This window comes from Belnapia sp. (assembly GCF_059504005.1).
In genome coordinates this window covers 76810-92674 of record NZ_JCACHU010000016.1, presented here as the reverse complement: position 1 = coordinate 92674, position 15865 = coordinate 76810, and the positions used below count along the sequence as shown (strand labels likewise).

Here is a 15865-nt window from a genome sequence, read left to right as displayed (position 1 = left end):
AACGATGCGTGCCGTTACGGAAAGACGAGGTCGCCCTGGCTGCAGGTGTTGATCCGCCGCAGTTCCTTCGCCTCGCCGCCATCGAAGACGATGCGGATGTCGTTCACGCACTGCCCGGCCGGCAGGGGCACCAGGTGGCTGGCGCCGTTGCCGAGCGTCCTGCTGCCGAGGCGGTCGTCGCCCCAGGCATTCACGCCGGAGGAGGCGACGTAGATCTCGTTGATGGCGCGGGCGCCGCGGTTGGTGATGCGGACCGAGGCCTCCTGCGCCATCGCCGGCACGGCAAGAAGGCAGGCGAGCGCGGCGAGGGCGGGGCGCATGGCGGCGGCTCCGTTACGCGATGGCCTCTTCGAGGAAGACCTGCACCGCCTGGAAGAGCGCGCCGCGGTTGCGCTCCATGACGATGCTATGGGTCCCCTCGGCGAGCTGGACCAGGCGCTTGCCCGGGCTCGCGGTCAGCAGCGGGAAGAGCGTGTTGGCCATGGTAGGCGGCGTGTCGCGGTCCCATTCGGCGACGACGAGCAGGGTCGGGACGGTGATCTTCGAGGGATCGTAGAGGGGCTTGCCGGACTGCCAGAACTCGCGGCTGTCGAGCAGCACGCCGTTCGGGGCGCGGAGCGCGGGCGGGTTGCGGCGCTGGCCTTCCGGGTCGGAGGCGAAGGTGACGCCGGCCCAGTGTTCGAACCAGCCGGGCGGGATGAGGGCGGCGCGCTTCGCCTCGGGGACGCCGCCCAGCCAGCGCTCGCGGGCCTGGGCCTGGGTCACGTAGCGATAGGCGCCAAGCTCGCCGGAGGTGCCAGCGGCGGCGGGGCTCGGCCCGTCCCGCAGCCATTGCGGGGCGTAGAGCACCAGGCGCTCGACGACCGCCGGGTTGTCGGCGGTGAAGCGGGCCATCAGGCTGGTGCCCCAGGACCAGCCCATATGGACGATCTTCGGCAGGCCGCGGCGCTGGCGGATGAAGGCGGCGGCCGCGGCGATGTCGGCCACCGCCGTCTCGCCGCGGACGAGGGGCTGGTTGGCCTCGGGCGGCTGGGCCATCTCCGGGGGGCGGGTGCTGCGGCCATAGCCGCGCAGGTCGAGGCACCAGACATCGAAGCCGCGGCCGGCGATGTAGTCCATCCAGGACAGGCCGCCGAGCGGCAGGTCGAAGGCGGTGCTGGCCGGGTAGGTGGCGCCGTGGACGAAGAGCAGCGTCCGGTCCGGCCGCGGCTGCAGGCCCTCCTGGTGCTTGTTGCGGAGGAAGAGCTCGATCCCCGCATCCTTGGAGGGGACCATGAACTCCTCGGTCTGCACCGCGGCGCCCTGGGCCTCGGCGGCGGCGGGCAGGAGAGAGGCGGCGGCGAGGGCAGCAGGGGGGGCGGCGAGCAACGCGCGGCGGTGCATGGGTCTTCCTCGCAGGGATGGCTTTGGCGGCAGCCTAGCGCGGAAGCGGCCTTATTCCACTACCCTCCCGCGTATCGTCATGTGCCAAGCGGGCCGGCAGCCGCTACATCCCCGGCCATGATCGGGACGGGAACACGCGGCCTCCTCTGGTGGGGCGAGGCCAGGGCGACGATCGGACTCGCCTGGCCGCTGGCGCTGACCAATCTGAGCCAGCACGCCATGGCGGCAACGAATGCGCTGATCCTCGGCTGGCTCTCGACCGAGGCGCTGGCGGCGGGGACGCTCGGGGCCAACCTCTACTGGCTGATGATGGCGCCGGCGCTCGGCACGGGCTTCGCCGCGGCGCCGGTGATGGCGCAGGCGCGCGGCATGGGCCAGCGCCGCGGCGGGGCCGCGCGCGGCTGGGTGCGGGAGATGCGGCGCGGGGCGCGGAGCGCGCTGGTGGCGACGGTGATCCTGCTGATCCCCTCCCTCGTTCTGCTCTGGTACGGCGAGGCGGTGCTGCTGGTGCTCGGGCAGGAACCGGGGCTGGCCGCCGCCGGCGGGGCCTTCCTGCGCGGCATGATGTGGGGGCTGGTCCCCTTCTCCGGCTTCATCGTGCTGCGCGGCTTCCTCGCCGCCATGGACAGGCCGGGGCCGGCGCTCTGGGTGACGGGGGCGGCGGTCATCGCCAATGGGCCGCTCTGCTGGCTGCTGGTCTTCGGCGCCTTCGGCTGGGAGGGGATGGGCGTGGCCGGGGCCGGGCTCGCCAGCACGCTGGCCGACCTCCTGATGCTGCTGGCGCTGCTGGGGCTGATCGCCCGCGACCGGCGGCTGCGGCGCTTCCGCCTGCTTGGGCGGTTCTGGCGGATCGACCCGCCGCGGCTGCGCGAGGTCTTCCGCATCGGCCTGCCGATCAGCGGGCAGATGCTGATGGAGATCGGCGTGTTCAGCGCGGCGGCGCTGGCCATGGGCTGGTTCGGCGCCGTCGCGGTCGCGGCGCATGCGATCGCGCTGCAGGTCTCGGCGCTGACCTTCATGGTGCCGATGGGGATCGGCCAGGCGGCGACGGCGCGGGTCGGCGTCATGGTCGGGCGCGGCGACCTCGCGGGCGCCTCCCGTGCGGGCTGGGTGGCGATCGGGCTCGGGGCCGGCTTCATGCTGGCGATGGCGGCGCTGCTGGTGCTCGGCGCGCGGTCGATCGCCTGGGCCTTCCTCGGCACCACGGATGCGGAGGCGGCGGAGGTCGCGGCGCTCGCCGTCACCCTGCTGACCATCGCCGGGCTCTACCAAATCGCCGACGGCGTGCAGGTGGTGGCCGCCGGCGCGCTGCGGGGGCTGAAGGACACGCAGGTGCCGATGGTGATGGCGGCGGCCGGCTTCTGGGGCGTTGGGATGCCGGTCGGGCTCGGCCTCGCGGTCTGGGCGAGGGTGGGGCCGGTCGGGATCTGGCTCGGGCTGGCGGCGGGGGTCGGGCTTGTGGCCGCGCTGCTGCTGCTGCGCTGGCGGCGGCTGTCCGAAGCTTCACGCGACGGCGAGGCCTTCGCGGGCGCATGAATGGCGTCCCTACAGGGATCCGACCGATGCGCCGCTGCCTTGCCCTTCTCCTGCTCGGCCTGCTGGCCGGCTGCCAATACGCCCAGCCGAGCCCGGTCGGGACCAACTGCGTCCACTACGGCCGCAACCCGATACCGGTCTGCAACTGAGGGCCGGGGCCGGCCGGCCTCGGGCTCAGGCGACCTCGAAGATGGCCTCGATCTCGACGCTGATGCCGAAGGGCAGGGAGCCCATGCCGACGGCCGAGCGCGCATGCCGCCCGCGGTCGCCGAAGACCTCCACGAACAGGTCCGAGCAGCCGTTGATCACCTTCGGATGGTCGGTGAACTCCGGCACCGCATTCACCATCGCGAACACCTTCACCACCCGCGCCACGGTATCGAGGCTGCCCACCGCGCCGCGCAGCGCCGACAGCAGCACCAGGCCGGTGAGCCGCGCATGCTGGTACGCCTCGTCCACCGAGACGTCCTTGCCGACCTTTCCGGTGGCGAAGGTGCCGTCGGGCCCGAACGGGCCCGTGCCGGCGAGATAGACCAGGTTCCCGGTGCGCACCGCCGGGACGTAGTTGGCCACCGGGGCGTTCGACCTCGGCAGCTCGATCCCGCGCTCCCGCAGCCGCTGCTCGGCGGAGCCGGAGGCAGGGGCCTGGGCGAGGGTGCGGCACGGTAGGAGCGCAGCGGCCGATGCCGCCATCCCGAGGGCGAGAAGCGACCGGCGATCGAGCTTCGGCATGGCGCATCCACCTCCGCCTTGTCCGCCCTGGAACCCTGGGCGGTTCTCCAAGGATGCACGCCGGACCCGGCGCCGTTCAAGCACGACGGCGGCTGGCAGGGCCTAATCCGACTCGGGCGGGATGACGTTGGTGCGGCGGCCCTCGACCAGCACGTCGCGCATCGTCTCAATGCTCTTGATGCGGATGTCGTGCCAGGCCTCCGGCGTATGGAAGGCGATATGCGGGGTGATGACGAGGCGGCCGCGCAGCCATGCCTCCCCGGCGCGGTAGGCGCGGAGCAGGGAGGGAACCGGCTCCACCGGCGGCTCCTCCGGAATGACGTCGAGGCCGGCGCCGGCGAGTTGGCCGTCGCGCAGGCATCGCTCCACCGCATCGATGTCGAGGATGGGGCCGCGGGCGGTGTTCACCACCACGGCGTTCCGCGGCAGCAGGCGCAGCTCCCGCTCGCCGATCAGGCCGCGGGTCGAGCGCGTCAGCGGGCAGTGGATGGAGAGCACGTCGGACTGGCCGAGCAGCTCGTCCATGCTGCGGACACGGTGGATGCCGAGCGCCCGGTCCCAGCCATTGGGCTGGTTCGGATCGTAGAAGACGACGCGGTAGCCGAAGGCCTTGGCCCGCAGCGCCGCCGCGGAGCCGATGCGGCCGAGGCCGAGGATGCCGAAGGTCTGCACCTCCTGCCGCCGGTGCAGCGGCGACTGCATCACCGCCCAGGGCGCCGGGTCCGGCCCGCGCTGGGTGTCGTGGTAGAGGATGAGGCCGCGGCGGAGCGAGAGGGCGAGGAGGACGGCGAATTCGGCGACCTCCTGCGTGCCGTAGTCGGGCAGGTTGCAGACGGTGATGCCGCGCGCGGCGGCGGCGGCGCGATCCACCCGGTCATAGCCGACGCCCATGCGGACGATGACCTTCAGCTTCGGGAAGCGGGCGATCTGCTCGGCCGGCACCCACATCCTGAGCGTCATCAGCCCGTCCACCTCGGCGAGCATGGCGTCGGGCAGCTCGGCGAGGCTGGACCTGGCATGGCCGCGGATGATGCGGACGCCGGGGCCGAGGATCTCCTGCTCGGGGATGGTATCCGGATAGAGGCCCTCGGGCTCGAGCACCGTCAGCACCACGCCGTTCTCTCCTTCAGCGATCGGGCCGCGAAGGATGCCGGGCCGGGGGCAGGCCGGCAACCCGCCCCCGGCCCCGCGCTCAGAACAGCGCGCTGGGGGCGACGGTGCTGCCAGTGCCGCCCTTGATCTTCAGCGGCTGCACCATCAGGGCAAATTCGCCCTGTCCCCGCTGGGCGAGGACGTCGAGCTTCATGTTCTCGAGGAGGTGCACGCCGTTCACGACCAGGGCGATCTGGTGCACCGGCAGGCTGACGTTGCGGTCCGGGTTCGGCGCGACCTCCACCGGCCAGTTGTCGGCGCCCATCAGGATCGGGTTGCGCTGGATCACGTATTGCGCCGCGGCGATGCCGATGCCCGGGCAGGACCGCACGTAGCGCGCATTGTCGCGCGCCCAGAGCGTGCCCCAGCCGGTGTGGAAGAGGACCGCATCGCCCTCCTCGATGCGGATGTTCTGCCGCTGCTGCGCCTGCTCGATGTCGGCGACGGTGATCTCGTAGGTGTCGCCCAGCACCGGCACGCCCTTGAGCGCGGCGATGTCCAGCAGGATGCCGCGGGTGAAGATCGTGCCGACGGTGTCGACGCCCATCTCGGTGAAGCCGCCGCGGGAGGAGATGCCCGGCACCTTGACGCAGTTATAGGTCTCGTCGCCGATGGTCTGGTGCGGGAACATGTCGAGCTGGGTGCCGACCTGGCCGATCTCAGCCACCACCAGCTCCTCGTTCGAACCGCGGCGGTTGGCCTCGGGGTTCATGAACATCTGCTTCAGGTGCTGGTCGAAGCGGCGGGTGCCGAAGAATGGCATCTGCTGCGACAGGGTCTGCCCGAGCTCCACGATCTCGCCGGTGCGGATCAGCCCGGCGGCGCGCTTGGCACGGTCCGGCGTCATCAGGTTCATGGCGCCGCGCCGGTCGTTCGGGCCCCAGCGGCTGGGGCAGCGGTCGGCGGGGGCGGGGGGCAGCCAGCCGGTCTGGGCCTGGACCGGCGTGGCCTGCAGCCCGAGATGGGTGCCGCAGAGGCATCCCAGGGCGCCGAATATGCCCCGGCGCGACAAGGTCTTCATGATGTTCCTCCGTGATCGATTCGTTGAAGGCGTTCTTCGTCGCCGGCCGGATGCTGGCATGGCCTCCCCGCCGGCACCACGCCGGAGCGGCGGCGCTTCCGCCAGCGCCCCGGCGGCCGCATCATGCTCGGGCGCAGGAGGAGGCGGAGCATGGCCGAGCGGCACTACCTGGTCACCGGTGCGGCGAGCGGCATCGGCGCGGCGACCTGCCGGGCGCTGGCGGCGCCGGGGGCGGCCATCGCCGTCCATACGCGGCGGAACCGCGAGGGGGCGGAGCGCGTCGCCGAGGCGGTGCGGGCGGCCGGGGCGGAGGCGCATGTGCTGCTGGCCGACCTCGCCGAGGCCGGGGCGCCGGAGACGCTGGTGGAGGATGCGGCTGCGCGGATGGGCGGGCTCGACGTGCTCGTCTCCAATGCCGGCTTCGCCGACCGGACGTCGGCCGGGGCGCTCACGGATGCCGCCTTCGCGGCCAGCCATGACGCGATCGCCTTCGCCTTTCTCCGGCTGGCGCGGGCGGCGGGGCCGCATCTGGCGCGCGGGCGCGAGCCGCGGCTGATCGCCGTCTCCTCCTTCGTCGCCCATGTCTTCCGGCTGGAGCAGCCGCTCTTCCCCGCCTCCGCCGCGGCCAAGGCGGCGCTCGAGGCGCTGGTGCGGGCGCTCGCCATCGAATGGGCGCCCGGGGTGACGGTGAATGCGGTGGCGCCGGGCTTCACCAAGAAAGATTCGGGGGCGCATGCCGCGCTCGACCCCAAGGCCTTCGAGGAGCGCATCGCCCGCATCCCGCTGCGGCGCCTGGGCGAGCCGGCGGATGTGGCGGCGGCCATCGCCTTCCTCGCCTCGCCGGCCGCGGGCTATGTGACGGGGCAGGTGATCCATGTGGATGGGGGGATCACCGCTTGATTGCTGCGCCGCAAGAAAGCCTTGCGCCGGCGGGGCGGTTCGATAGCTTCGTGCCGACCCGAGGAGAGAGTCCCGCCCATGCTTCGCCGCAGCCTGCTCGCCGCCTCCGCCGCCACGCTTGCGACGCCCGCCCTGCTGCGCGCGCAGAGCTTCCCGAAGATCACCATCGGCATGTCCGGCTGGACCGGCTTTGCGCCGCTGACGCTGGCCGAGCAGGCGGGGCTGTTCAAGGCGAACGGCCTTGAGGTCGAGACCAAATTCGTCCCCCAGCGGGAGCGCAACCTGGCGCTGGTGTCGGGTGCGCTGAACTGCGTGGTGACGACGGTCGACACCATGATCCTCTGGGCGAGCGCGGCGCCGCTGGTGCAGGTTCTGGTCCTCGACCGCTCGAAGGGCGGCGACGGCGTTGCGGTGCGGCCGGGCATCGGCGGCTGGCCGGCGCTGAAGGGCAAGACCGTCGCGGTCGACGGCGCGGGGACGACGCCCTATTTCGTCCTCGCCTACATGATGCGGGAGAACGGCGTCTCGATCAAAGACGTCACCACCGCGACGCTGGCGCCGCAGCCGGCGGCGCAGGCCTTCGTCGCCGGGCAGTTCGACGCCTGCTCGACTTATGAGCCCTATCTCTCCCAGGTGCGCGCCATGGGCGAGGACAAGGGCCGCATCCTGGCGACGACGGTGCAGCACCCCTGCGTGGTCGACACCCTCGCCTTTCAGCCCGCCTTCATCCAGGCGAACCCGGAGGCGGTGCGGCGGGTGGTGAAGAGCTGGTACGACGCGCTGGCGATGATCAAGTCGGAGCCGGACCGCAGCTATGAGATCATGGGCCGCCGCGTGAACCAGGCCGGCGAGGCCTTCAAGGCCAGCGCGCAATACATCGAGTGGCAGGACCAGGCGATGAACAAGGCCTATGTCGCCGCCGGCCTGCCGGAGTTCCAGCGCAAGGCGCTCGAGGTGCAGAAGGAGACCGGCGTCGTGCGCGGCAATGTCGATCTCTCGAAGCTGCTGGACACGCAGTTCCTCGGCTGATGGAACCGCTGAAGCCGGTCTCGCCCGGCGCCCGGGTCGCGCTGGGGGCCGGCTTCTTCGCCGTCTTCATCGCGGCCTGGGGCGTGGCGACCTATGGCGGCTGGGTGCCGCCGCTCTTCCTCGCCTCGCCCGGCAGGACGCTGGCGGCCGGCTGGTCGCTGCTGACGGAATTCGGCTTCCTCGGCGACATCGCGGTGACCATCTGGCGGGTGGTGGGGGGCTTCCTCATCGCCGCCGCCGCCGCCGTGCCGCTCGGCCTGCTGATGGGGGCCTTCAAGCCGATCGAGGCCTTCTTCGAGCCCTTCCTCTCCTTCGCCCGCTACCTGCCGGCCTCCGCCTTCATCCCGCTGCTGATCCTCTGGGCGGGGGTGGGCGAGGCGCAGAAGCTCTCCGTCATCGTCATCGGCAGCGTCTTCCAGCTCGTCATCATGGTGGCGGGCGTGGCGGGGGCGACACGGCCGGACCTGGTGGAGGCGGCGCGGACGCTCGGCTCAGGGCGGATGGCGATCCTCCGGCGCGTCGTCATCCCGGCGGCGGCGCCGCAGATCGCGGAGACGCTGCGCCTCGTGCTCGGCTGGGCCTGGACCTATGTGATCGTCGCCGAGCTGATCGGCGCGACCAGCGGCATCGGGCACATGATCATGGACAGCCAGCGGCTGCTGGATACCGGGCAGATGATCTTCGGCATCGCCGTCATCGGCATCATCGGGCTGGTGACGGACCTGCTGTTCAAGGCGGCGAACCGGCGGCTGTTTCCCTGGGCAGTGCTGTAGATGTCGGCCAAGACGCTGCGCATCGCGGGGGTGACGCGCACCTTCCCTGGCCAGCGGCGGGGCGCGCCGACGCTCGCCTTGCAGCCGACAGACCTTTCCGTCGCACCGGGCGAGTTCGTCGCCATCCTCGGGCCCTCGGGCTGCGGGAAATCGACCTTGCTGCGCATCGTCGCCGGGCTCGACCGGCCGACGGGCGGGCAGGTGCTGCTCGATGGCGCGCCGGTCACGGCGCCCGGGCCGGACCGGGGGATGGTCTTCCAGTCCTACACGCTCTTTCCCTGGCTCACCGTCGAGGGGAACATCCGCTACGGGTTGCGGGAGCGCGGCCTGCCGGAGGCGCAGCAGGCGGAGGTCGCGGCGCGCTTCATCGCCCGCACCAGCCTCCGCGGCTTCGAGAACCACTGGCCGCGGCAGCTCTCGGGCGGAATGCAGCAGCGGACTGCCTTGGCGCGCGCACTGGCCAACGACCCGGAGATCCTGCTGCTCGACGAGCCTTTCGGCGCCCTCGACCACCAGACGCGGGAGCTGATGCAGGAGCTGCTGCTGGAGATCTGGGAGGCGGACCGCAAGACCGTGCTCTTCGTCACCCATGACATCGACGAGGCGATCTTCCTCTCGAACCGCGTGCTGGTGATGTCGGCTCGGCCCGGGCGGATCAAGGCGGAGGTGCCGGTGCCGCTGCCCTATCCGCGCGACTGGACGATGAAGACGACGCCCGAATTCGGCGCGCTCAAGGCGCGGCTGATGGGCGAGATCCGCGAGGAGGTGCGGAAGGCGATCGCGGCGGCCCGGTAAGGCCACTCGACCATCCGGGCCGATTGGCCGTTAATCCCCCCAATGTCAGTGGGGAGAGAGCGATGCGACTGGGCGCGATGCTGCCGCTCGCCGATATCGGCGGCGAACCGGGGGTGGTGCGGGACTTCGCCCTCGAGGTCGAGGCGATGGGCTACACCAATCTCGGCCTCGCCGACCATGTGCTCGGCGTCAATGCGGCGAGCCGGCCAGGCTGGGGCAACCGCAACACCTCGGCCGACCTGTTCCACGACCCCTTCGTCTGCTTCGGCTTCCTCGCCGCGCTGTGCCGGCCGACGACGGAATTTTCCACCCAGGTGCTGATCCTGGCCCAGCGCCAGGCGGTGCTGGTGGCGAAGCAGGCGGCGAGCCTCGACCTGCTCTGCGGCGGGCGGTTCCGGCTCGGCGTGGGCGTCGGGTGGAACCCGGTGGAGTTCACCGGGCTCAACGAGAATTTCGCCAACCGGGGCCGGCGCAGCGCCGAGCAGGTGGAGGTGATGCAGCGCCTCTGGGCGGAGCCGCATGTCACCTTCGAGGGGCGCTGGCACCGGATCGAGGATGCAGGGATCAACCCGCTGCCGGTGCATCGCCGCATCCCCGTCTGGTTCGGTGGGCATGTGGAGCAGACGCTGGAGCGGATCGCCCGCCTCGGCGACGGCTGGATCATGAACGCCCATCCGCCCGGGGCGGAGGTCGAGGGCGAGCTCGCCAAGCTGCGCCGCCTGACCGAGGCGGCGGGGCGGGACCCGGGGGCGGTCGGCCTCGAGGTCTGGGTCTCGGTCGGCGCCGGAGGCGAGGCCGAGTGGCGGCAGGAGGCGGCCTATTGGAAGGCGCAGGGGGCGACGCACCTCACCCTCACCACCAGCTTCGGGCGGCGGCACCACACGCGCATCGCCGGGCGGGGCGCCGCCGATCACCTGACGGCCATGCGGCGCTACCAGGCGGCGGTGGCCGACCTGCTGTGAGGCTCTGGCTGGCGGCGGCGTTGCTGCTGGCGCTCGGCTTCGGCGCCGGGGCGCAGGAGCTGCGCGGGCATGGCGGGCCGGTGCGGGCGCTGGCCGTGCTGCCGGACGGGCTGGCCTCGGCCGGTTTCGACCAGGCGGTGATCCTCTGGGATGCGGAGCGGGGCCGAGCGTGGCGGGTGATGCGCTGGCATGGTGGGGCGGTGAATGCCCTCGCTGTTCTGCCGGATGGCGGCCTCGCCAGCGCGGGGGAGGATGGGCGGATCGCCCTCTGGCCGCCGGGCGGCGCGGCGGAGCCGGTGCGGGTGCTGGAGGGGCATGCGGCGCCTGTTGCCGGGCTGGCGCCGGGGCCGGACGGGATGCTCGGCAGCGCGGGCTGGGACGGGACGGTGCGGCTCTGGTCCGCGGATGGGACGGCGCGGGTGCTGGAAGGGCATCAGGGCCCGGTCAACGCGATCGTGTGGACAGGCAGGCGATGGGCCAGCGCCGGCTATGACGGGACGGTGCGGGTCTGGAACGGGCAAGGTGGGCAGGTGCTCGCCGAATTCGGCCTGCCGCAACATGCGCTCCTCGCCCTGCCCGGCGATGGGCTGGCGGCGGGTGGGGCGGATGGCGTCGTCCGGCTGATCGGCGCCGATGGGGCGATGCGGGAACTCGGCGCCGGCAGCCGCCCGGTGGTGGCGCTGGCGGCCGGCGATGGGCGGCTGGCCGCGGCCTCGCTCGGCGGCAGCGTCACGCTCTGGTCGTTGGCCGAGGGTCGGCTCCTCGCCACGCTGGAGGGGCCTGGATTGCCGGTCTGGTCGGTCGCCTTCGCCCCGGACGGGCGGACGCTCTGGACCGGCGGGCAGGACCGGGTCGTGCGGCGTTGGGATGCGGTGAGCGGCGCCCCTCTCGGCCCGCTGGCGCCGGTCGCCGAAGAGAGGCTGCCGGTGGGGGCCGATCCGGAGGGTGCGCGGGTCTTCGGTGCCTGCCGCGCCTGCCATGCGCTCTCGGCCGAGGCAGCGCCGATGGCGGGGCCGAGCCTGCACGGCATCTTCGGCCGGCGGATGGGCAGCCTGCCGGGCTATCCCTATTCGCCACGGCTGGCGCGGGGCGACATCACCTGGACGCCGGAGACGGTGGCGGACCTCTTCGCCCGCGGGCCGGATGTGGTGACGCCGGGGACGACGATGCCGGTGCAGCGGCTGGGCGACCCGGCGGAACGGGCGGCGCTGATCCGGTTCCTCGAGGCGGCTACCGCCGCTCGACCCGGCCGGTAGAGCGGCCCTGCGCGTCATAGGCCCGGGCGCTGCCGCCGCGATCCTCGATCCGGCCGGCGCTGCGCCCCTGCGCATCGTAGAAGCGGGTGGTGCTGCCGCTGGCCTCGGCCCGGCCGGAGGAGCGGCCCATGGCATCGTAGCTGCGGCCGTTCTCGGTCCGGCCCGCGCTGCGTCCCGTCGCGTCGTAGAAGCGGGTGGTGCCGTCCCGCGTCTCGGCGCGCCCGGTGCTGCGTCCCTGCGAATCGTAGAAGCGGGTGGTGCCGCCGCTGGTCTCGGCCCGGCCCGTGCTCCGGCCCTGCGCGTCGTAGAAGCGCTCGGTCTGCGCGGCGGCGCCGGTGGCGAGGAACAGGAGGACGACAAGGAGGCGTGTCATCGATGCAGGCTGCGCCTGGTCCATGGCGGGATCAGGGCAGCAGGCGGGAGACCGTCACCTCTCGCCTGTCGCGGTCCTCTAGCTCCCGCGTCACCGGCACGGCGAAGCGGGCGAGCTCGGCTAGCCCTTCGCGCGGCACATAGGCGCGGCCCGGATCGGCCAGCCAGACTTCCGCCCCCGCCGCCGCCATGGCGCGGAGCCAGGGGAGGATATGCGCCGTCATCGGCGCCTCGTAGCAGACGTCGCCGGCGAGGATGAGGTCCCAGCGGCAATGCGCGCCGACCACGTCGCCCTCGAGCGGCGTGACTGCGGCGCCGTTCAATGCCGCGTTCAGGCGGATGGAGGCGGTGGCGAGCGGGTCGATCTCCGCCGCCTCGACCAAGGTGGCGCCTGCCCGAGCCGCGGCGATGGCGGCGAGGCCGCAGCCGGCGGCGAAGTCCAGCACGCGGCGGCCGGCGGCATGGCCCGGCGCGTCGAGGATCAGCCGCGCCATGGCCTGGCTGCCCGGCCAGGCGAAGGCCCAGAAGGGCGGCTCGATCCCCTCACGGGCCAGCCAGGCCTCCGTCGCCTGCCAGATCGGCGTGATCTCGGTGGCGAGGTGGAGGCGGATCTCCGGCACCAGGGCCGGGGCGGCGATGGCGGTATGGGCGCGGAGGAAGGCCTCGGCGCCGCTCACAGCCGGCCGATCAGGAAGGCGAGCGCCACGGCCAGCCCGGCCTCCCGGTTCGACTGGAAGAGGCGGAGGCAGAGCGCCGGGTCATGGATGTCGAGCCGTACCACCTGCCGCGCCAGCAGCGCCGCCGGCAGCAGCAGCGCGGGGAGGTAGAGCCAGCCGAGCCCGCCGGCCCAGCCGGCCAGCGCCAGCAGGGCGAGCATCGCGCCGTAGCAGGCGGCGAGGAAGGGCCGCGTCCGCTCGCCCCAGCGCAGCGCGGTGCTGCCGATGCCGACCATCGCGTCGTCCTCGCGGTCCTGATGGGCGTAGATCGTGTCGTAGCCGAGAATCCAGCAGAAGGCCGCGGCCCAGAGGATCAGCGCCACCGCATCCACCTGGCCGGTCGCGGCGGCGATGCCCTCCGGTGCCGCCCAGGAGAAGGTGAGGCCGAGCATCGCCTGCGGCCAGTTCGTCACCCGCTTGGCGAGCGGATAGAGCAAGATCGGCAGCAGCGAGCAGACCCCGAGCAGGATCGCCGTGCCGTTCAGCTGCAGCAGCACCGCGAGGCCGATGCAGCAGAGCGCGGCCAGGAAGAGCAGCGCCTGGAAGGGCGTCACCGTCCCGGCGGCGAGCGGCCGGCCGCGCGTGCGCTCGACCTTCCGGTCGATGTCGCGGTCCCAGAGGTCGTTCACCACGCAGCCGGCGCCGCGCATGGCGACCGCGCCGATGCCGAAGAGCAGGGCGAGGCGCAGTCCCTCCGCCCAGCCCGGCGCGGCGAGCGCGAAGGCCCAGAAGCCCGGCAGGAGCAGCAGCCAGGAGCCGATCGGCCGGTCGAACCGGGCGAGCAGCGCATAGGGCCGCCAGCCCTGCGGCAGGCGCGCGACCCAGCCTCCTGCCGCGATGTCGGTGAAGCCTTGCATGCGCCCTCTGTTCCAGCGAAACGGCGCCATGTCCATCCCGCGGCTTTATCTCGACCAACCGCTCGAGGCCGGGCGCGAGGTGCCCGCCACCCCGGGCCAGGCGCATTACCTCGGCAGCGTCATGCGGCGGGCCCCCGGCGATGCCGTGCTGCTTTTCAACGGCCGGGACGGGGAGTGGGAGGGGCGGATCGCCGCCATCCGGAAGGACCGCTGCAGCCTCGCCCCCGAGCGGCAGCTCCGGCCGCAGGCGCCGGTGGCCGATACCCGCCTGCTCGTCGCTGCCCTCAAGCGCAACGCCATGGAATGGGTAGTGGAGAAGGCGACCGAGCTCGGCATCGGCCTGATCCAGCCGGTGCTCACCCGGCGGAGCGTGACGGACCGGGTGAACACAAGCCGGTTAGCCGCCATCGCCCAGGAGGCGGCGGAGCAATGCGAGCGGTTGAGCCTGCCTCGGATCGAAGCGGCACGGCCCTTGCCGGTCGTGCTCGAGGCATGGGATGGAATCCCCCTGCTGGTCGGGGCGGAGCGGCGGGAAAGCCCGTCGCTCGGTCGTGTCGCCCATGGGTTGCACGCCCCCTGGGCGTGGCTCGTCGGGCCGGAGGGTGGGTTCGAACGGGTGGAGCTTGACGATCTGGCCCGGCGCGCCTTTGTTTCGACGGCCAGCCTCGGCCCTCGCATCCTGCGGGCGGAGACGGCGGCGGTCGCGGGGCTCGCGCTTCTCCAGGCGTTGGCAGGCGATTGGGACGACCAGCCGATCACCATTGGCGACAGGGCATTGGGCAACTCCGCCCGGGCCGGGACATGACGGAAGGCGAGGATGTCCAATCCTGGCGAAGCGGATCTGACGCCCATCACCGACCGGCGCCAGCTGGCCGAATGGTTCGCCGCCGGCAGCAAGCCGCGCAGTGCGTGGACGGTGGGGACGGAGCACGAGAAATTCGGCTTCCACCGCAACGGCTACGCCACCCCCGCCTATGAGGGTGAGGCCGGGATCCGCGCGATCCTCGAGGGGCTGGCGGCGCTCGGCTGGACGCCGATCCTCGACGACGGCAAGCCGATCGGGCTGAAGCGCGGCGGCGCCTCGATCAGCCTGGAGCCGGCCGGGCAGCTGGAGCTGTCGGGCGGCCTGCAGGCCGACCTGCATGCGACGCATCTGGAGCTCGAGGCGCATCTCCGGGAGGTGCACCAGGTCGCCGGGCCGATGGAGGTCGGCTTCGCCGCCCTCGGCTTCCACCCGACCCACAGCCGGGACCAGCAGCCCTGGATGCCCAAGGGCCGCTACGCCATCATGCGGCGCTACATGCCGACGGTGGGCAGCCTCGGCCTCGACATGATGCAGCGCACCTGCACGGTGCAGGCCAATCTCGACTATGGCGACGAGGCCGACATGGTCGAGAAGCTGCGCGTCTCGCTGGCGCTGCAGCCGGTGGCGACGGCGCTCTTCGCCAACTCGCCCTTCACCGAGGGGCGGCCGAACGGCTTCCGCAGCATGCGCGCGCAGGTCTGGACGGATACGGACGGTGCGCGCACCGGCATCCCCGGCGTCGTCTTCGAGCAGGGCTTCGGCTTCGAGCGCTTCGCCGACTGGCTGCTCGACGTGCCGATGTATTTCGTCATGCGCGAGGGGCGCTGGCTGGATGCGGCCGGCGCCAGCTTCCGCGACTTCCTCGACGGGCGGCTCGGCATCCTGCCCGGCGAGCGGGCGACGATCGGCGACTTCGCCGACCACGTCACGACCGCCTTCACCGATGTGCGGCTGAAGCGCTTCCTCGAGATGCGCGGCTCCGATGTCGGCAGCCCGGCGATGATCGTGGCGCAGCCCGCGTTCTGGGTCGGGCTGCTCTACGACGATGCGGCGCTGAAGGCAGCCGCGGCGCTGATCCGCGACTGGTCGCTCGAGGAGATCCGCGCGCTGCGGGCGGCGGTGCCGCGCGAGGCGCTTTCGACCGGCATCCGCGGCCGGCGCGTGCAGGATGTGGCGCGCGACGTGCTCGCCATCGCCCGCGACGGGCTGCGCGCGCGGGGGCTCGGCGAGGAGGTCTATCTCGGCCCGCTCGAGGAGATCGTGGACAGCGGCCTGACCCAGGCGGACCGGCTGCTGCATCTCTACGATCGCGCCTGGGACAGCGACGCAGCGCGGGCGCTGCTGCATGCCGAGCTCTGAGGCCCTTCCCGCCGTCCGGCTGCAGTCGGCCTTCCGCGAGGTGGTGCGCAGCCGCCTGACGCGTCGCTGTCCCGACGAACCCGCCCGGCAGGCCGGGCGGCTGAACGAGGCCTATGCCCCCGCGGCCCTGCTGCTCGATTGCGTCGCGCGGGCCGAGGCCTGGCTGGCGCGCCGGGGCCCCTGATCCTGCGGAACCGGCGGCGCATCCCCCGGTTTC

At 72.6% G+C, this 15865-nt stretch carries 19 protein-coding genes; 11 read left to right on the top strand and 8 right to left on the bottom strand.

Annotation, left to right across the window (positions count from 1 at the left end):
* Nucleotides 1-14: 14 nt before the first annotated feature.
* Nucleotides 15-320: a hypothetical protein gene (locus tag AC5JJ1_RS02855; RefSeq protein ID WP_495783606.1), complete on the bottom strand. Its 306-nt coding sequence runs from the start codon at nt 318-320 to the stop codon at nt 15-17.
* A 13-nt stretch (nt 321-333) separates the two neighbouring features.
* Nucleotides 334-1383: an alpha/beta hydrolase gene (locus tag AC5JJ1_RS02850; protein ID WP_495783605.1), complete on the bottom strand. Its 1050-nt coding sequence runs from the start codon at nt 1381-1383 to the stop codon at nt 334-336.
* Nucleotides 1384-1500: 117 nt separating this feature from the next.
* On the opposite strand from AC5JJ1_RS02850, the gene AC5JJ1_RS02845 reads away from it, so the two are divergent.
* On the top strand, nt 1501-2919 hold the full coding sequence (locus tag AC5JJ1_RS02845; protein WP_495783604.1) for an MATE family efflux transporter: 1419 nt from the start codon (nt 1501-1503) through the stop codon (nt 2917-2919).
* Between the two features lie 26 nt (nt 2920-2945).
* Nucleotides 2946-3068: a hypothetical protein gene (locus AC5JJ1_RS02840; RefSeq protein WP_495783603.1), complete on the top strand. Its 123-nt coding sequence runs from the start codon at nt 2946-2948 to the stop codon at nt 3066-3068.
* A 25-nt stretch (nt 3069-3093) separates the two neighbouring features.
* Here AC5JJ1_RS02840 and AC5JJ1_RS02835 read toward each other — a convergent pair whose 3' ends face one another.
* From AC5JJ1_RS02835 to AC5JJ1_RS02825, 3 genes are all read right to left on the bottom strand, one after another.
* Nucleotides 3094-3651, bottom strand: coding sequence for a RidA family protein (locus tag AC5JJ1_RS02835; protein WP_495783602.1), 558 nt, complete (start codon nt 3649-3651; stop codon nt 3094-3096).
* Nucleotides 3652-3753: 102 nt separating this feature from the next.
* Complete coding sequence (locus tag AC5JJ1_RS02830; RefSeq protein ID WP_495783601.1) at nt 3754-4764, bottom strand: C-terminal binding protein; 1011 nt, start codon at nt 4762-4764, stop codon at nt 3754-3756.
* Between the two features lie 79 nt (nt 4765-4843).
* A complete protein-coding gene (locus AC5JJ1_RS02825) occupies nt 4844-5824 on the bottom strand; it encodes a cyclase family protein (protein WP_495783600.1) in 981 nt (326 codons plus the stop codon).
* A gap of 150 nt (nt 5825-5974) precedes the next feature.
* Here AC5JJ1_RS02825 and AC5JJ1_RS02820 point away from each other — a divergent pair, with 150 nt between their 5' ends.
* The 6 genes from AC5JJ1_RS02820 to AC5JJ1_RS02795 all read left to right on the top strand — a co-directional run bounded on the left by AC5JJ1_RS02820 (nt 5975) and on the right by AC5JJ1_RS02795 (nt 11539).
* The gene (locus tag AC5JJ1_RS02820; protein WP_495783599.1) at nt 5975-6724 is read left to right on the top strand and encodes an SDR family NAD(P)-dependent oxidoreductase; all 750 of its coding nucleotides are present in this window, start codon (nt 5975-5977) and stop codon (nt 6722-6724) included.
* A 78-nt stretch (nt 6725-6802) separates the two neighbouring features.
* Entirely contained in the window at nt 6803-7753 is a 951-nt protein-coding gene (locus AC5JJ1_RS02815) for an ABC transporter substrate-binding protein (RefSeq protein WP_495783598.1), read from the top strand.
* Entirely contained in the window at nt 7753-8526 is a 774-nt protein-coding gene (locus AC5JJ1_RS02810) for an ABC transporter permease (RefSeq protein ID WP_495783597.1), read from the top strand. The genes AC5JJ1_RS02815 and AC5JJ1_RS02810 overlap by 1 nt, the downstream gene beginning before the upstream one ends.
* Nucleotides 8527-9321, top strand: coding sequence for an ABC transporter ATP-binding protein (locus tag AC5JJ1_RS02805; protein ID WP_495783596.1), 795 nt, complete (start codon nt 8527-8529; stop codon nt 9319-9321).
* A gap of 62 nt (nt 9322-9383) precedes the next feature.
* Complete coding sequence (locus AC5JJ1_RS02800; protein ID WP_495783595.1) at nt 9384-10283, top strand: LLM class F420-dependent oxidoreductase; 900 nt, start codon at nt 9384-9386, stop codon at nt 10281-10283.
* The gene (locus AC5JJ1_RS02795) at nt 10280-11539 is read left to right on the top strand and encodes a hypothetical protein (RefSeq protein ID WP_495783594.1); all 1260 of its coding nucleotides are present in this window, start codon (nt 10280-10282) and stop codon (nt 11537-11539) included. The genes AC5JJ1_RS02800 and AC5JJ1_RS02795 overlap by 4 nt, the downstream gene beginning before the upstream one ends.
* On the opposite strand, the gene AC5JJ1_RS02790 is transcribed toward AC5JJ1_RS02795, so the two are convergent.
* From AC5JJ1_RS02790 to ubiA, 3 genes are read right to left on the bottom strand one after another with little or no spacing between them, the layout of a single operon-like run.
* A complete protein-coding gene (locus AC5JJ1_RS02790; RefSeq protein ID WP_495783593.1) occupies nt 11514-11912 on the bottom strand; it encodes a type IV secretion protein Rhs in 399 nt (132 codons plus the stop codon). The two genes, AC5JJ1_RS02795 and AC5JJ1_RS02790, sit on opposite strands and share 26 nt — an antisense overlap.
* Nucleotides 11913-11943: 31 nt before the next feature.
* Entirely contained in the window at nt 11944-12588 is a 645-nt protein-coding gene (locus AC5JJ1_RS02785) for a class I SAM-dependent methyltransferase (protein ID WP_495783592.1), read from the bottom strand.
* The gene (ubiA, locus tag AC5JJ1_RS02780) at nt 12585-13484 is read right to left on the bottom strand and encodes a 4-hydroxybenzoate octaprenyltransferase (protein ID WP_495783591.1); all 900 of its coding nucleotides are present in this window, start codon (nt 13482-13484) and stop codon (nt 12585-12587) included. The genes AC5JJ1_RS02785 and ubiA overlap by 4 nt, the downstream gene beginning before the upstream one ends.
* On the opposite strand from ubiA, the gene AC5JJ1_RS02775 reads away from it, so the two are divergent.
* The 3 genes from AC5JJ1_RS02775 to AC5JJ1_RS02765 are packed head-to-tail and all read left to right on the top strand — an operon-like array spanning nt 13483 to nt 15832.
* Entirely contained in the window at nt 13483-14289 is an 807-nt protein-coding gene (locus AC5JJ1_RS02775; RefSeq protein ID WP_495783590.1) for a 16S rRNA (uracil(1498)-N(3))-methyltransferase, read from the top strand. The genes ubiA and AC5JJ1_RS02775 overlap by 2 nt on opposite strands.
* Before the next feature lie 12 nt (nt 14290-14301).
* Nucleotides 14302-15648, top strand: coding sequence for a glutamate--cysteine ligase (locus AC5JJ1_RS02770; protein WP_495783589.1), 1347 nt, complete (start codon nt 14302-14304; stop codon nt 15646-15648).
* On the top strand, nt 15635-15832 hold the full coding sequence (locus AC5JJ1_RS02765) for a hypothetical protein (RefSeq protein WP_495783588.1): 198 nt from the start codon (nt 15635-15637) through the stop codon (nt 15830-15832). The genes AC5JJ1_RS02770 and AC5JJ1_RS02765 overlap by 14 nt, the downstream gene beginning before the upstream one ends.
* The last annotated feature ends 33 nt before the right edge of the window (nt 15833-15865 follow it).

Coding starts and splice junctions, on each gene's coding strand:
- AC5JJ1_RS02855 (WP_495783606.1), bottom strand. CDS start 320: ATGCGCCCCGCCCTCGCCGCGCTCGCCTGCCTTCTTGCCGTGCCGGCG.
- AC5JJ1_RS02850 (WP_495783605.1), bottom strand. CDS start 1,383: ATGCACCGCCGCGCGTTGCTCGCCGCCCCCCCTGCTGCCCTCGCCGCC.
- AC5JJ1_RS02845 (WP_495783604.1), top strand. CDS start 1,501: ATGATCGGGACGGGAACACGCGGCCTCCTCTGGTGGGGCGAGGCCAGG.
- AC5JJ1_RS02840 (WP_495783603.1), top strand. CDS start 2,946: ATGCGCCGCTGCCTTGCCCTTCTCCTGCTCGGCCTGCTGGCCGGCTGC.
- AC5JJ1_RS02835 (WP_495783602.1), bottom strand. CDS start 3,651: ATGCCGAAGCTCGATCGCCGGTCGCTTCTCGCCCTCGGGATGGCGGCA.
- AC5JJ1_RS02825 (WP_495783600.1), bottom strand. CDS start 5,824: ATGAAGACCTTGTCGCGCCGGGGCATATTCGGCGCCCTGGGATGCCTC.
- AC5JJ1_RS02820 (WP_495783599.1), top strand. CDS start 5,975: ATGGCCGAGCGGCACTACCTGGTCACCGGTGCGGCGAGCGGCATCGGC.
- AC5JJ1_RS02815 (WP_495783598.1), top strand. CDS start 6,803: ATGCTTCGCCGCAGCCTGCTCGCCGCCTCCGCCGCCACGCTTGCGACG.
- AC5JJ1_RS02810 (WP_495783597.1), top strand. CDS start 7,753: ATGGAACCGCTGAAGCCGGTCTCGCCCGGCGCCCGGGTCGCGCTGGGG.
- AC5JJ1_RS02805 (WP_495783596.1), top strand. CDS start 8,527: ATGTCGGCCAAGACGCTGCGCATCGCGGGGGTGACGCGCACCTTCCCT.
- AC5JJ1_RS02800 (WP_495783595.1), top strand. CDS start 9,384: ATGCGACTGGGCGCGATGCTGCCGCTCGCCGATATCGGCGGCGAACCG.
- AC5JJ1_RS02790 (WP_495783593.1), bottom strand. CDS start 11,912: ATGACACGCCTCCTTGTCGTCCTCCTGTTCCTCGCCACCGGCGCCGCC.
- AC5JJ1_RS02775 (WP_495783590.1), top strand. CDS start 13,483: ATGCGCCCTCTGTTCCAGCGAAACGGCGCCATGTCCATCCCGCGGCTT.
- ubiA (WP_495783591.1), bottom strand. CDS start 13,484: ATGCAAGGCTTCACCGACATCGCGGCAGGAGGCTGGGTCGCGCGCCTG.
- AC5JJ1_RS02770 (WP_495783589.1), top strand. CDS start 14,302: ATGTCCAATCCTGGCGAAGCGGATCTGACGCCCATCACCGACCGGCGC.
- AC5JJ1_RS02765 (WP_495783588.1), top strand. CDS start 15,635: ATGCCGAGCTCTGAGGCCCTTCCCGCCGTCCGGCTGCAGTCGGCCTTC.